The 14,277-nt window shown below is 40.5% G+C and carries 10 protein-coding genes; 2 read left to right on the top strand and 8 right to left on the bottom strand.

What is annotated here, in order from left to right; translation table 11 throughout:
* Positions 1-856 precede the first annotated feature (856 nt).
* From ascB to PPA03S_RS03465, 4 genes are all read right to left on the bottom strand, one after another.
* Positions 857-2,269 carry a 6-phospho-beta-glucosidase gene (ascB, locus tag PPA03S_RS03445; protein ID WP_062319793.1) on the bottom strand — a complete coding sequence of 471 codons (1,413 nt, stop codon included), beginning with the start codon at positions 2,267-2,269 and terminating at the stop codon, positions 857-859.
* Positions 2,270-2,291: 22 nt separating this feature from the next.
* A complete protein-coding gene (locus PPA03S_RS03450) occupies positions 2,292-4,187 on the bottom strand; it encodes a beta-glucoside-specific PTS transporter subunit IIABC (protein WP_062319795.1) in 1,896 nt (631 codons plus the stop codon).
* Positions 4,188-4,330: 143 nt separating this feature from the next.
* Positions 4,331-5,167 carry a BglG family transcription antiterminator LicT gene (gene licT / locus PPA03S_RS03455; protein ID WP_062319797.1) on the bottom strand — a complete coding sequence of 279 codons (837 nt, stop codon included), beginning with the start codon at positions 5,165-5,167 and terminating at the stop codon, positions 4,331-4,333.
* A gap of 1,232 nt (positions 5,168-6,399) precedes the next feature.
* Positions 6,400-7,326, bottom strand: coding sequence for an AraC family transcriptional regulator (locus tag PPA03S_RS03465; RefSeq protein ID WP_062319802.1), 927 nt, complete (start codon positions 7,324-7,326; stop codon positions 6,400-6,402).
* Positions 7,327-7,530: 204 nt separating this feature from the next.
* On the opposite strand from PPA03S_RS03465, the gene PPA03S_RS03470 reads away from it, so the two are divergent.
* The gene (locus PPA03S_RS03470) at positions 7,531-8,742 is read left to right on the top strand and encodes an MFS transporter (RefSeq protein ID WP_068963925.1); all 1,212 of its coding nucleotides are present in this window, start codon (positions 7,531-7,533) and stop codon (positions 8,740-8,742) included.
* A 150-nt stretch (positions 8,743-8,892) separates the two neighbouring features.
* Here the strand turns inward: PPA03S_RS03470 and PPA03S_RS03475 are convergent, their stop codons facing one another.
* Complete coding sequence (locus tag PPA03S_RS03475) at positions 8,893-9,849, bottom strand: NAD(P)H-dependent flavin oxidoreductase (RefSeq protein WP_062319805.1); 957 nt, start codon at positions 9,847-9,849, stop codon at positions 8,893-8,895.
* A 175-nt stretch (positions 9,850-10,024) separates the two neighbouring features.
* On the opposite strand from PPA03S_RS03475, the gene PPA03S_RS03480 reads away from it, so the two are divergent.
* Positions 10,025-10,411: a winged helix-turn-helix transcriptional regulator gene (locus tag PPA03S_RS03480; protein ID WP_062319807.1), complete on the top strand. Its 387-nt coding sequence runs from the start codon at positions 10,025-10,027 to the stop codon at positions 10,409-10,411.
* 356 nt (positions 10,412-10,767) lie between these two features.
* On the opposite strand, the gene araA is transcribed toward PPA03S_RS03480, so the two are convergent.
* Genes araA through PPA03S_RS03495 form a run of 3 tightly spaced genes read right to left on the bottom strand, consistent with a single transcriptional unit; the run spans position 10,768 to position 14,240 of the window.
* Complete coding sequence (gene araA, locus PPA03S_RS03485) at positions 10,768-12,261, bottom strand: L-arabinose isomerase (protein WP_062319809.1); 1,494 nt, start codon at positions 12,259-12,261, stop codon at positions 10,768-10,770.
* A 15-nt stretch (positions 12,262-12,276) separates the two neighbouring features.
* Positions 12,277-13,326 carry an aldose 1-epimerase family protein gene (locus PPA03S_RS03490; protein WP_062319811.1) on the bottom strand — a complete coding sequence of 350 codons (1,050 nt, stop codon included), beginning with the start codon at positions 13,324-13,326 and terminating at the stop codon, positions 12,277-12,279.
* Positions 13,327-13,361: 35 nt separating this feature from the next.
* Complete coding sequence (locus PPA03S_RS03495; protein WP_062319813.1) at positions 13,362-14,240, bottom strand: class II fructose-bisphosphate aldolase; 879 nt, start codon at positions 14,238-14,240, stop codon at positions 13,362-13,364.
* Positions 14,241-14,277 lie beyond the last annotated feature (37 nt).

Here is a 14,277-nt window from a genome sequence, read left to right on the forward strand (position 1 = left end):
CAATTGAGAGGTGGTATTATGATATTCGTAACACACAAAACGAAAAAGCTAAATTAAAGTCTGTTGTGTCTGATATGACATGGATTAAGGGGATTTCTCGAATCATATGTTATAAAACATGTTACATATTTGCAACTGACATTAACAGTACAAATTCTTATAATTCCTATATATAACTTGAGTTATATGTAGTTTGAGTTTTCAAAATATAAACAGCGTTTTAAGATAAACCCGTTAGCAAGATCTCCATAGATATCAACACCTGATTGCTTCTGACCCTGACTAACGTTTCCCGTTAAAGATTAAAACAAAAATTAACGTGAATAATCTCATCCTGCCAAGCTTTCTAACATCATAGAATAAAAATCAATGTTGAGGTTCGAGATTATGAAGAGTTTATACGTCCAGAGATAATCGATGCCGCGGATCTTATATTAGCTAACGCTGTTGTTGATGATAATTCGGTTATTTCTTTCATACGTCTTATGTTTGATGATCGTCACGTCGTACGTAGGCACCTATCCCCTGAGATTTATGAGCACTTACACATTCGATTACGTAAGATTGAAAGTGAGCCAGACGCGAACAAACGAATCCAAATGACCCAGGAAACGGAACAATGGCTCAGAAATACACGGCGGTTACATTAATGTAGTCCAACCCGGCTTTTCTCAACTGGCCGAAAATGACCTTAGTATCTTCCTCTCCGCCAGCCCATTTATGAGCATAATCTAGGTTGTTATCCTTTGTTTTACTTAACATAACCCCATAAAATTTTCGAAAAAAACCTCCTGGAAAGAGATCCAAGAGGTTGATAGTAAGATTCTTCTCAACAGTTATATTATATCTGGTTCTTCTAGTCTAAGTCCGAACCGTTTGATTCAATAACTTTCTTATACCAGTTAAAGCTCTTCTTTCTTATTCTTCTTAGAGTTCCTTGGCCAGCATTATCTTTATCAACGTAGATATATCCGTACCGTTTTTTCATTTCTCCCGTAGATGCGCTAATCAGGTCAATAGGCCCCCAGCTAGTATATCCCATCAGATCAACACCGTCTTGAATTGCTTTGGAAACTTGCAAGAGATGCTCGCGCAAATAGTCAATCCGATAATCATCATTAATGACATCGTTTGCTTCTACCTTATCTATTGCTCCCAGACCATTTTCCACGATAAACAATGGTTTCTGGTAACGATCATACAATAGATTTAGAGCAATTCTTAAACCAAGCGGATCAATTTGCCAACCCCATTCCGATGAAGATAAATATGGATTTTTTACTCCACCGAATAGATTGCCGGCCGTCGTTTCTTTCCCATCCGGATTTGCGCTAACTGCACGGCTCATATAGTAACTGAAACCAATGTAATCCACAGGATAACTCTTTAAAATATCATCATCCCCGGCTTCTGTTTCAAGCACCACGTCATTCTCTTTGAAAAATTGTGCAGCATACGAAGGGTATCCCCCTCTAGCTTGTACATCTCCGAACATCAGGATTTCCCGCTCTCCTTGTAGCGCAGCAAAAACATCTTCAGGGGCACTCGTTAACGGATATGCAGGAATATAGGCTAACATACATCCAATCTGAGCCTCTGGCATAACTTCATGGCATGCTTTAACAGCAAGAGCACTCGCAATGAACTGATGATGTGCAGCTTGATATTGAAGCTGTTTCTTATTTTCTCCTTCACGTGCGATGATTCCACCGCCTGTAAAAGGATAGTGAGCAAGTATGTTTATTTCATTAAACGTCATCCAATACTTGACTTTTCCCTTGAATCTTTCGAACAGAACTTTTGCATAACGTTCATAAAATCTAATGATCTTCCGACTTCTCCAGCCACCATATTTCTTAGATAGTCCTAATGGCATTTCATAATGAGAGATGGTAATGACAGGTTCTATGTTGTATTTCAGCAACTCGTCGATTAACCGCTCATAGAATTGAAGTCCTTCTTCGTTAGGAAGCGCCTCATCTCCCTCCGGAAAAATCCTTGACCACGCAATGGATGTACGAAAGCAGCGGAAACCCATCTCTGCGAACAGTGCAATGTCTTCTTGGTAACGGTGATAGAAGTCTATGGCTTCATGAGAAGGATATTTGCCTTCGGGCACTTCCAAGATTGGACCTGTAATCCCATGCGGCAATACATCTGCCGTGGACAATCCTTTTCCATCTTCCAAATAAGCCCCTTCGACCTGATTGGCGGCTACTGCGCCGCCCCACAAAAAGTTTTCAGGAAATGTGTATGGTACAGTTTTCAAAGTATTTCCTCCTCTCTTCTTGTTAGACAACAAGCGTTAGCAATTTATCTTGTGCTGTAACCGAAGAATTTGTTGTCTCAATAACGTCCAGGTAGTCGGCAGTATTCGAAATAATAATAGGGGTAATCGGGTTGTACCCGGCTTCCTTGATTTTCTCCAAATCAAAATCAATCAATAGATCTCCCTGTTTGACATGATCTCCTGCCTTCACTCGTGGCGTGAAATGTTGACCTTTTAATTGAACGGTGTTGATGCCTACATGAATCAATATTTCTCCCCCATTCTCGGACATCAGAATCACGGCATGTCCTGATTTGAGGACGGTGCCCACGGTGCCGTTCACTGGAGACAGTACTTGCCCAACGGTCGGAACAATAGCAATCCCTTTCCCCATAGCACCTTCCGCAAATGCTGGATCGGGAACTTCAGTCAATGATTTTACCTCTCCAGTTAATGGGCTGAGAAGCACTTCCTTTTTCAAAATCGGTTCAACAGGACTTGCACTTCCTTCAGATTGATCCATGTTTTTTTCATTTTCAGTAGTGTTCACCTTGACTTGTTTATTCGCTGCAACTTCTTTTTTGTCTTGATAACCAAAAAGAATCGTCAGAATCAAGCCCATTGCCATCGAAACGGCGATTCCAATTAAGTAGTAACCAACCGGTTCAAATGCACCAATGGAGAAAACATTCTGGAAAACAAAAGCTGTAGCATACGTATGGAATGCACCATTAATGGCCCCACCAATAGCTCCGGCAATAATGACATACGGGATTGTACGCTTGTAACGCAGTAATATTCCGTAGACCGTTGGCTCAGAGACACCGGCTAGCAATAAACTTAACGTAGAAGAACCGGCAATGGATCTTAGTGCCTTTTCTTTTTTAGACTTAAGGAAGACAGCAAGTGCTACACCAGCCATGGCAAAGTTGGAGGCTGCCCACATTGCAAGAATGGGATCTGTTCCATTCGTTAGGTTCGCTAGAACGATCGGAATGATGCCCCAATGAAGACCGAAAACAACAAGGAAAAAGATTAATCCACCAATGACAGCGCCTGTTAACAATCCACTTACACCCATAAGATAATTAATGGCATCTGCGATAGCGTTTCCGATGTACACTCCAAACGGACCAAAAATCATCGCGGTGAGTGGCACAATAATGACCATACACAACAATGGAACCAAAAACGTCTGAAGCTCTTTGTGAATGATTTTTTTAAACCATTTTTCGACGTAAGAGAAAATCCAAATAGCAACAAATACCGGGAAGACCGTTGCGGAATAATCCATTAAAACTACAGGGATACCCAAGAAGGATGAAGTATCTCCATTGGCCAATAACCCAGTAAAGTTTGGTTCCATTAACGATGCACCGATCACTCCACCGACGTAAGGATTAGCACCAAATTTGATGGATGCAGTGACACCTAGGAATATAGGCAAGAAATAAAAGACGGCATTCGCTGCTGCAGCCAAAATAAGATAAGTTCCACTTTCTGCAGATATCCACCCAAAAGAAATGAACAGAGTTAAAAAGGCTTTAAGAATTCCGGCCCCGGCCATTGCAGGCAACAGTGGAGACAAACTCCCGGAAATTACTGCAAAAATTCTGGACATCAACTTCTCTTTCGGTAGTTCCGCATCTGCGGAGTCAGAATTCCCATGATCCAAGTTGCTGGTCTTCTTGATCTCTTGGTATACATGTGAAACGTCATTTCCGATAACCACTTGAAATTGACCGCCACTTTCGACAACGGTCAGTACACCTTCCAGGCTTTTCAGCTTCTCTTTATCTGGCAATTGGTTGTCCTTAAGATTAAATCTTAACCGAGTTGCACAATGGACAAGATTGGATACATTCTCCTCCCCACCAATATTTTGCATAATGTCCTTTGCTAATTTTTCGTACTTCATCACATTGCTCCTTTTAACTTATTCTGGGTGTATATAAAATAAAAAAACCTGAATAGGTGAGGAAGCACACCAATAAAATGTACTTATCACTTATCCAGGCTTTGCCCAACGAATGGTAACAACCCTGATCTATATTGTAAATATTAGTTCCTGCTGGTCACGCGCCTGATATGGAGCATGAAATAAACCATTTCAGCTTCGGTCGTTTCAATCTTATACTCTTCCTGTAAGTAAGTTCTAACCTTCTCACTACAGTCAAAAGCTTCGGGATATTTGGAAACCACTTGTTTGTAGAGTTCATCATCTTCGCTCGGAATCGTCTCATTACGCATAGTGCGATACGAAAAATATCTCAAATGAGTCACAAAGCGACTGTAGTTTAACGAATTCTCATCCAATTCGATTCCGTAGTGAAGGGTCACTATATTAAGGATTCCCTGAACCATTTGGGTAACGAGCACGGTCTGTTCCATTTCCTGACCGTCCTGCTGTCCATTCACAAAATGCATGGCGATAAAACCAGCTTCATCAATAGGCAGCGTAAACCCGGTTTTGTTTTCGATAATTTGTAGAGCATGCAAAGCAGTTTGATACTCTTTCGGGTAAAATTTTTGTATCTCCCAGAGCAATGCATTTTTAAGGCTCATTCCCTGTGCAGAGCGAGTTATTGCATAACTAATATGATCGGTGAGAGCCAAATAAATATTGTTGCTAAAGGAAGTTTGCAGATCGCTCGCTGCGTATCGAATAATCTGATCCGTTAATTCCAGATGCTCTGGAGGAATTTCACTTAATAATGTTGAAAGCCGTTCAGATAATTCTTTGGTCTCCATTACAAAAGTTTTTTCAATTCTAGCCAGATCTATATCTTCACCTGGATTTTTATGGTATGCCAGTCCTTTCCCAATAACAATAACCTCGGATCGATTGGGTCCTTCAACTAGAGCAACATTATTGTTAAATATTTTTTTTATTCTCAAAATCTCGCCCACTTTGTTTTTTTTAATAACAAAAAAGCCTAAACAATCCAGAACTAAATATCACTTAGCACGGATTAGTTTAGGCTTTGCCTGCTGTGCAGTAACAACCCTAATATTTATTGTAAACACATTATATACGATTTTAAAAGCGCTATCAAGGGAAAATTCAAATATTTAATTGGTGCCTCATACTAAATGAGAGCGAGTTACTTTACATATCATTGATCAAACTCCCTACTTCATTGTTTTATTGAACAATGATTCAAGAAGTTCATCAGATATTATAATCAAGTTTCCGGTTCTTAAGATATGAAAATCCCCATACAACAATTGAAGCTGGGACTACACAGCATCTAGCAAGTCCATTGACCGATACTCCACAAATAACTGTTTAACGTTGATCCATAAGTTCCGCCGAAAAATGTGCTAACCATGAAGTCAGTATTAAGTCTACTTTTAGCACCTTTATCTAGCGAATAAATGCGAGTTAGATTCATGACTTGGGCGCCTTGAACGCCCAACTCCACAAGTATAATCCTCAAAATTAGAATGAGAACACTGACGATCCAGACAAATAAAGCAAACAAAAGCAAGAGAATTAATGTCATGATGCCGATGACCTGCGATGGCATAAACAGATCAATAAAGCATCCAATCCATGGCACACCCAAGGCTCCAACCACACCAACTAATCCAAACAGACAGTCTGACTCGAATAATGATAGGGATACCCTTCGAGCAAAAAAAGAGAAGTCCAAAATAGGCTAAAAGCAGCCCCTATAAAGTTACTCCTTTTCCGTCATATATATGTGTGTTAATTAAATAGTAAACTATAGGAAAGGAAGCAGATATAAAGAAATCGAAACAATAATATCGTTATTTTAAGCTTCACGAAAAAATACAGCAGACACTCTAAAGTGTCTGCTGATGTCTGCTTAATGAAACTCTTTTCACGATTTTTAAGTTATCTCATTGGTAAATGTTCGATTGACTTCCTGATTATTCGCAGCAAAAAACTCCGAAGCAGTCGTAGCGCAATACTATTTCATAACGGATATCTCCTAACCAGATATTTTTCAGCAGGTTTTTGTATACTCACGTTATGCTTACCGCTTCTGTAGTTCTTCGGATTGTTCGAATCTACGGTTAAACATTTAAGAGCCTTTTACTTTGGAATCCGAAGCACAAGTTTGGTATTTTGATTAGCCGCTGACCTCAGAACCATAGTTTATTTACCTATGTGGATGATTGCTAGGTAAGACATCTACTGTTTTTTGTAGACTTGTTTTACGTAGTAATCTTGGTGTCGCTCCATAATATTTTTTAAACATTCGACTAAAATATCCAACGTTTTCAAAGCCTGTTTGTGAGGCGATTTCGGTAACATTTTTTTCTGAATTTAAGAGTAATTCTTTTGCTTTTGATAATCGATACTGTATTAAGTACTCAACTGGGGTGATGTCAGCACCTAGTTTAAAACAACGTAATGCCTCACTTTTACTTACTTTCGCTGCATCTGCAATATCGGTAAGGCGAACTTTTCTTTCATAATTTTTATATATGAAATCTAACATCAGTTGCAGTCGGGTTTGAAGAATATAATAATTTGAAGAATGTGATGAATTTTCATAAGACTCTTGATGCAAGTACAGCGTCTTCCATATGGAAGACATTAATACCTGAAGATCAAGTTCTTTTGTCATATTCTTAGAATTCATTAATTCAAACACTATGTTTAAAGAATGAAGAATCTCGTCTTGCCATTTCACTTTTCTATTTAAGAAAAGTCCTGAAATCGTTGAAAACATTATGGGTTGCACAAATTTCTGAAAGACAAGATGATTTCCACCTGATATGAATTCCGGAGAAAAAACGATATTTGGAACCAACGCCCTTTCTATAGCTTCATAACCATGAATGACTCGAGTATTGACGAAAATCCCATCCCCTGCTTCAAGTGTTCGTTTGTTCCCACCTATCCAGTAATCAACTTTCCCTTCTTGAATGAGAGCAAACTCTAACTCAGGATGCCAATGACGGTTAATGGTTTGATTATGAAAATATAACGTATCGTCTAGATAATATTGAATGGGGAAATTGATTGAACCGTGAGTGGCAACTTCCCTATATTGTTCGTTAGTTAATATGGCCCCCTGCAATCCAAACACCTCCTGAAATTCGGCGATATTGTACTACAAATTCACTTTATACTGCAAGTATGTATTGAAAAATAGAGATAAATTAATAAAAAGAGTTTAGAGAAACAATAATTCTAATTATGAATGAAACGGAGGCAGTAACAAGGTCAAGGTATATCAGTAACGAATATCAGAATCAAAAAATACTAAAGATGAGGTACTCTTGTGGAACAATATAATAATAAAACAATAATTCTTAATATTAACAAGTGGAAAATTTCTTTGTTTGTTTTCTTTGCTCTGTCGGGAATGGCTTTTTCTTCGTGGACTTCGAGAACACCTGAGGTAAGAGATATTCTTCATGCATCTACGTCAATAATGGGCTGGATCATTTTTGGAATTGCGGCGGGCGCAATTGTTGGTCTTGTATCTGCAAGTTCGGTGATCCGTCATATAGGAGCACGAAAAGCAATTGCCTTAAGCGTTATCATTTTGTCTTTAGGATTGCTTATAGCGGGTTTTAGTATTCTATTGGCTATAAAGCTGCTTGTTTTCTCAGGTCTTGTTGTTTTCGGGCTTGGTTATGGAATTATAGACGTAGCTCAAAATGTGGAGGGAGCAGCACTTGAGCGAAGTACCAATAAAACATTACTTCCCGCTCTTCACGCATCATTTAGTGGAGGTACTCTCTTAGGAGTAGGCTTAGGCTCACTTGCCATATCGGTAAAAATTCCTGTCTTTATACATTTTATAATCATTGCTTTTGTGATTATCTTGTTTGGAGTTATTTGTATAAAGTATTTACCGACGGCTACAGGAAAAGTAGACCTAATAACTAATCATCATTCAGTCAGTTCTCCACAAACCAAGGTTAGCATCTTCAAAGAGTTAAGACTAGTTTACATTGGTATTATTGTTATGGGAATGGCTTTGGCAGAAGGTACGGCAAATGATTGGTTACCCATTTTATTTGTAGATGCTTACCAGGTGACTCATGTTACAGGTACGATTGTATACGGTGTTTTTTTATTAGCTATGCTAATCGGCCGAATGTCCGGTGGCTTCTTACTAGACCGCTTTGGCCGAGTTCCAATATTGGTATCAGCTGCAATCATAGCCGTATCGGGATTAGCTGTTGTGATACTTGATATTAATTTCTACTTTGCTGCAGCAGGAGTTTTTTTATGGGGAATCGGTGCATCTTTAGGATTTCCGGTAGGTTTGTCCGCTGCTGGAGATAATCCCAATGGTGCAACAGAGAGAGTTGCTTTCGTTTCCACGTTAGGTTATTTAGCTTTTTTGGTTGGGCCCCCTTTCATTGGACTTTTAGGTGAATCAGTAGGGCTGCTCTATGCCCTGCTTGTAGTAATAATTGCTGTATTGATCGCTGGATTGTTCTCTCCAGCTGCCAAGAAAATTGAAACTAAATCCTCTTAAAAGTTAATATCTTAAATAATTATCTAGATAAAGACAAAAAAACTTCATAAAAGTGGTGACCTTTTCCCGAGTGGATTCCGGAAATGGTCACCACTTTTGGTTTATGAAATGATATTCTTCGTTTTTAGATGTTTCAGAAGATTTTTTTCGTTATGAAATAGCATTAACAATCTCATCTATAACCTGTTTGCAAGTTTTAATTTCTTTGATCCCTCCTGCCGATGGAGAGATGGAAATTGTACCAACCTCCAGATTTCCGTCAAGTAATCCCGTTTTAAATCCGTTTTTTATATAGGTTCCAGCTTCATCGTGTTTTCCTTCTTTAATAAGTTGAAAGGCTCTCTTACCTCCAATTGTAGGGATGGTTCGTTCATTAACTCCTTCAAGTCTGAGAAATTCATCACTAGTAACTTGAAGAATTGCTTGCTTGGCCGCATCACTGGCAGGATTCTCATGAGTCGCTACAAAACGAGTGCCCATGTATACTCCTTCTGCGCCTAAATCCATCACAGCTTTTACCCCTCTGCCATCGATAACTCCTCCTGCTGCAATAACGGGGATCTTCAAAGAATCTGTCGCTTGAGGGACAAGCGTAAACAGGCTAATTTCATACTGGCTAATATGGCCTCCTGCTTCATTTCCAGTTACAATAAGGGCATCTACTCCTGCAGTCTCAGCTTCAATTAAATTTTGAACTGTTGGGTTAATTGGGCGGTAAATTACTGTGAAACCGTGTTTTTTTAATTTTTCTATTTCGTTTCGGTGCATTATAACTCCGATTACTACAACTATCTTTACGTTCTCTTCAACTAAAACATCAAACAATGCGTTAGTGAATGAACTTGTACCATTAGCATCGAAGGGTAAAATGTAATTGACTGCAAACGGTCTATCCGTCAACTCCCTTACTTTCCTGATCTCACTTCGTACGTTCTCTACAAATTCATCCAAACTCCTCGCGGAGTTGTTTTGTCCAGCGTTGGGCCCAAGGACTCCCATTCCTCCAGCATTCGAGACTGCAGCAACAAATTTAGCCGAGGTAACCCAGCTCATAGCTGCAGATATAATGGGATACTTGATCCCCAGTAATTTGGTTACTCTATTCATAAAAAAACTCCTTTCATACCAATCCAAGATAATTACCACTAGCTCCCTACATACCATCGTTGAGTTAGTAATCGATGTTTCATATAATAAACACATCACTTTAACATTGGAAGTAGGCAAAAAAATGTGACCTAGTCACTTTTTTAGTACTAATGGAGAGAAAGGAAGATATACTATGGGCCGCATCTGTAAGGATGGTATCAACTCTGATTTAATCAATGGAGACTCAATTGTATATGGTTTAATTCATACCCAACATGTACTTTCAGGAAGATGGAAAATTATGATTCTTTGGCTTCTTTCAACGCAAAAACGACGTTTTGGGGAGATTAAGTCCACATTCACTAATATTTCACAAGGATCCTTAACTAAGCAACTAAGAGAATTAGAGAAAGATGGGTTTATCGAGCGCCATGTTTTCTCAGAAATTCCGCCCAAAGTGGAATATTCTTTAACCGAAAAAGGAATGGATTTTCTTCCTATATTAAAAAGTGTGGAACAATTTGGGGAAAAGTATGGTCAAAATTCTCTTAACAAAGAACCAACTGATGATATGACCTAACTTACCATCGTTAAGTAACAGCCTAGTAAGCACTATATAATCAATAGGACGTATAAATTTCCGGTTACGAAAACACCAAAGAAATTCACTATTTCACTATTTAAATTGGCGACTTTCTTAAACTTTAAGATGTCCTCCCCGTTGTCTTCTTTTACGATTACAATGGGTACATTTTAACTTGAGGTTGGAAAATCGGAAATAACGTTACTGGAAAAAATCGCTAAAGTGATGAGTGGTAAAACTAAATCCGCCACTATGTAGTTAAAAAGTCTACCAACAGTTTTAGTAAACTAATGGTAGACCCTAGATTATAATTGGCTTTGTTCGGTTCAAATGATTTTCAAGTCCAACACTAACTAGTGATTCAATCTATAATAGAGATCATTCCAGCGGATTTCATTCTCCAAGGAATCCAACGTGGTCGAAGTGTTGATAACTAGGCATTCAATTCCTGCCATGCGCGCCCAATCTTTAAGCTGCTCGCTCGTTACATGGAAAGAGAATCCAAAGTGATGTGCGCCCCCTGCAAGAATCCAAGCCTCTGCCGCTTTAGTCAATGACGGTTCGGGTTTCCAGAGCAAGCTGGCTACGGGAAGGTGAGGCATGCGTTTTTCATTCTGTACCGCATTCACTTCATTAACGATCAAACGGAAACGGTCACCCATGTCCACCACGGTTGCGTTAACCCCTTTGCCGCTTGCTCCATTAAAGATCAGACGGGCGGGGTCACCCTTACCGCCTACAAATAGAGGGTGCACTTCAATTCTCGGTCTGTCTGCTGCTAGTGTCGGGCATATTTCCAGCATATGTGAACCCAGTACCATCGCGTTACCTTTTTGCAAATGATACGTGTAATCTTCCATGAAAGAAGTACCTTTGTTATCGGCCATCATTTTCATCATCCGTACCAAGGCTGCCGTTTTCCAATCTCCTTCCCCGCCAAATCCATAACCTGCTGCCATTAGACGCTGTGCCGCCAACCCGGGCAACTGTTTTAAACCATGCAGATCCTGAAAGCTGGTTACAAACGCAGTATAACCACCTTCATTCAGGAATTCAGTCAGAGCAATTTCCATTCTTGCCTGTTCATGGATTGCCTCTCTTTCAGCTCCTTCAATACGACCGTTATCAGTGAAATCATACAATTCGGTATATTCATCCATCAGTTCCCGTACCTTGGCTTCACTCACTTCTTTAACGCGTTCGGCTAAATCACCCGCTGGATATCCGTTAATAGTCCACCCGAATTTTATTTGTCCTTCGACTTTGTCCCCTTCAGTCACAGCCACATAGCGCATGTTATCACCGAATCTGGCGATTTTCATAGTTTGGCTCTCGGTGTAACCAGCGGAGGTCTTCATCCATGCACCAATTCTTGTGCGTACCTCTTCATCTTTCCAATGCCCTGCAATAATTTTTCTTGCCGTTCCGAGGCGTGCGCCAATAAAACCAAACTCCCGGTCGCCATGCGCCGCTTGATTCAAGTTCATAAACTCCATGTCGATGCTGTCCCAAGGAATGTCCACATTATACTGGGTATGCAGATGAAGCAACGGCTTGCGCAATTGATTCAATCCAGAGATCCACATTTTAGCTGGTGAGAAGGTATGCATCCATGTTAGGATGCCCGCACAGTTTTCACTGGAGTTTGCCTCAAGACAAACACGGCGAATCGCTTCAGGAGTAGTGACTACTTCTTTGAATTGAATGGAGTATGGAAGGTTAGCCTCATGATTCAATTCAGCAATCATTTTTTTGGAGTTACTCTCTACTTTGGACAATACATCATCTCCGTACAAACCTTGACTTCCTGTCACGAACCAAAATACATAAGGTTTAGCATGCAACATATCGTTATCCTCCACTTAGTTAGATTTAAAATTTAATTCAATTTCATATTGAACGGTTTCTCCTGGCTGAAGCATCCTTAACGAATCGGTCTTGCGCTCCTCCGCTCTACCTTTGGTCCAGCAATTGGACGGTTCTATTCCCAGTACATGCTCACCAGCACCTGGCATTCTCCACTGTACCAATCTGGGTAACGTTACTGGATCCCACTTCAATTCCACGGTGAGACCCTTTGAGGAAGAATTAAAATCGTTTACAGGGAATGAAGGACTAATAATCTGGACACTGATCTTCTCTTGCTGCTCTAATGGTTCATGGTAGTAAACTTGTTCCGTAAAAAGAGGATCTGGGGCCTGCCACTCGTGTAACCTGGACATATCCATCCCTGCATCACGAGAGGTAGATTTGCTTTCCGGCAATACAATGATCGTATCTTCCATTAGTAGAGGAAAACCGAAGTTAAAATGATATAGCATCATGTGCGGCACTGGTATGAAACTTACATTTTCGACAGTATCCATAATCTTCAGACGGTTCTCCCCAAGCCTGCTTATGATTGTACGAGTTAGGCGAAGTGTATGGCCGAAAATCGATGTTTCCTCCAACACTCCGCGTGTGAACATCTCATAATCGGTTCCATGCCATTCTGCGTAATAGGAAGTCTGACGGGCTGGAGTATGATGAATTTGTCCGTGCAAGCCAAATGATCCATACTCATCCTGTCCCGATGCTCCTACCTGTGATAAGCCACAAGTCATCAGCAAACCGCCTGAAGCTGAACGTAGCCAGTTATTTCCTTCAGCGTCATAGTAAGAAGAATGGGGATTCCCATTGCTTGCAGACCAGCTAACCGGGATACCACAAAATTCAGCTAGCGAGATATCCATCCCTTTGCTGGGGTGAACCCAATAGGAGAGTCCAGCACCCGTACGCACTTGAAAGGCCTCTTGACCTGCCTCCGGTCCTTCCCTCATAACAAAACGCTGTACTCCACCAAGTTGATCCATTCTGCCAACCCTCGACTCCAATTCACGCCGGGTCCATTCCTTGCCATAAAGTCTTACCATCACTGTAGCTCCTTCAAATTTTGGTTGGTCAAGCTCTAGGCTTTTCCCGCACTTCCGAAAATTCTCATAGTTCGTACAATGTCCTCCTGAATGGCCTCCATGGCCCATTTAGAAAGATCATGATAGTAACTTTTTTTGTTTTGAGCTCTATTTTCATTCAATTTCGACTGAATTGTATTGGCCACCTCAAATGCCATGTTTGAATAGTAGTTAAGCTTGCGAATTCCGCATTGAATAGATTTCACATAGGCTGCTTCATCCAGTCCGGATCCTCCATGCATCACCAGCGGCATGCCGGTTATATCCTTAATCAACTGCAGACGGTCAAAATCCAGGACAGGTTCTTTGGTGTAGACGCCGTGTGCGGTTCCATAAGCGACGGCCAGAGCATCAATATTTGTATTTTCTATAAATGTCTTGGCTTCCTTTGGATTGGTGTAGATATCATCCGGATCATACTCTTCCTCTTCTTCCTCATCCCCGCCGCCCTCGGGGCGAAGTATCTTGCCAAGCTCGGCTTCAACTGAAACACCGAGAGCTTTCGCAATTTTGCTGATCTCATTCGTCTGTCTAATATTCTCTTCAAGCTGCAAATGTGCACCGTCAAACATGATAGAGGAAAAGCCAAGTTTCATCGCACGGATCAAAATCTCATGATCTTGCCCATGATCAAGATGCACAGCAACTGGAACCTTGGCTTTTCTCGCGGCTTCTAGCATAATCGGAGCAATAACCTCAAGCGGCACAAGGGGAATATGAACTTCAGCGAAGGAAAGAATTACCGGCGATTGTGAATCTTCGGCGGCAGCAATGATGCCCCGGATCAATTCCAGATTATTAACATTGTAGGCACCAACGGCGTAATTCTTGGCTTCAGCATCTTTCATCAGCTCATTTAGCGTAACTAAAGGCATTCTTATACATCTCCTGTCTACTTTTCGTTCAGTCAGA

The sequence above is a fragment of the Paenibacillus pabuli NBRC 13638 genome, assembly GCF_001514495.1.
GTDB lineage: Bacteria > Bacillota > Bacilli > Paenibacillales > Paenibacillaceae > Paenibacillus > Paenibacillus pabuli.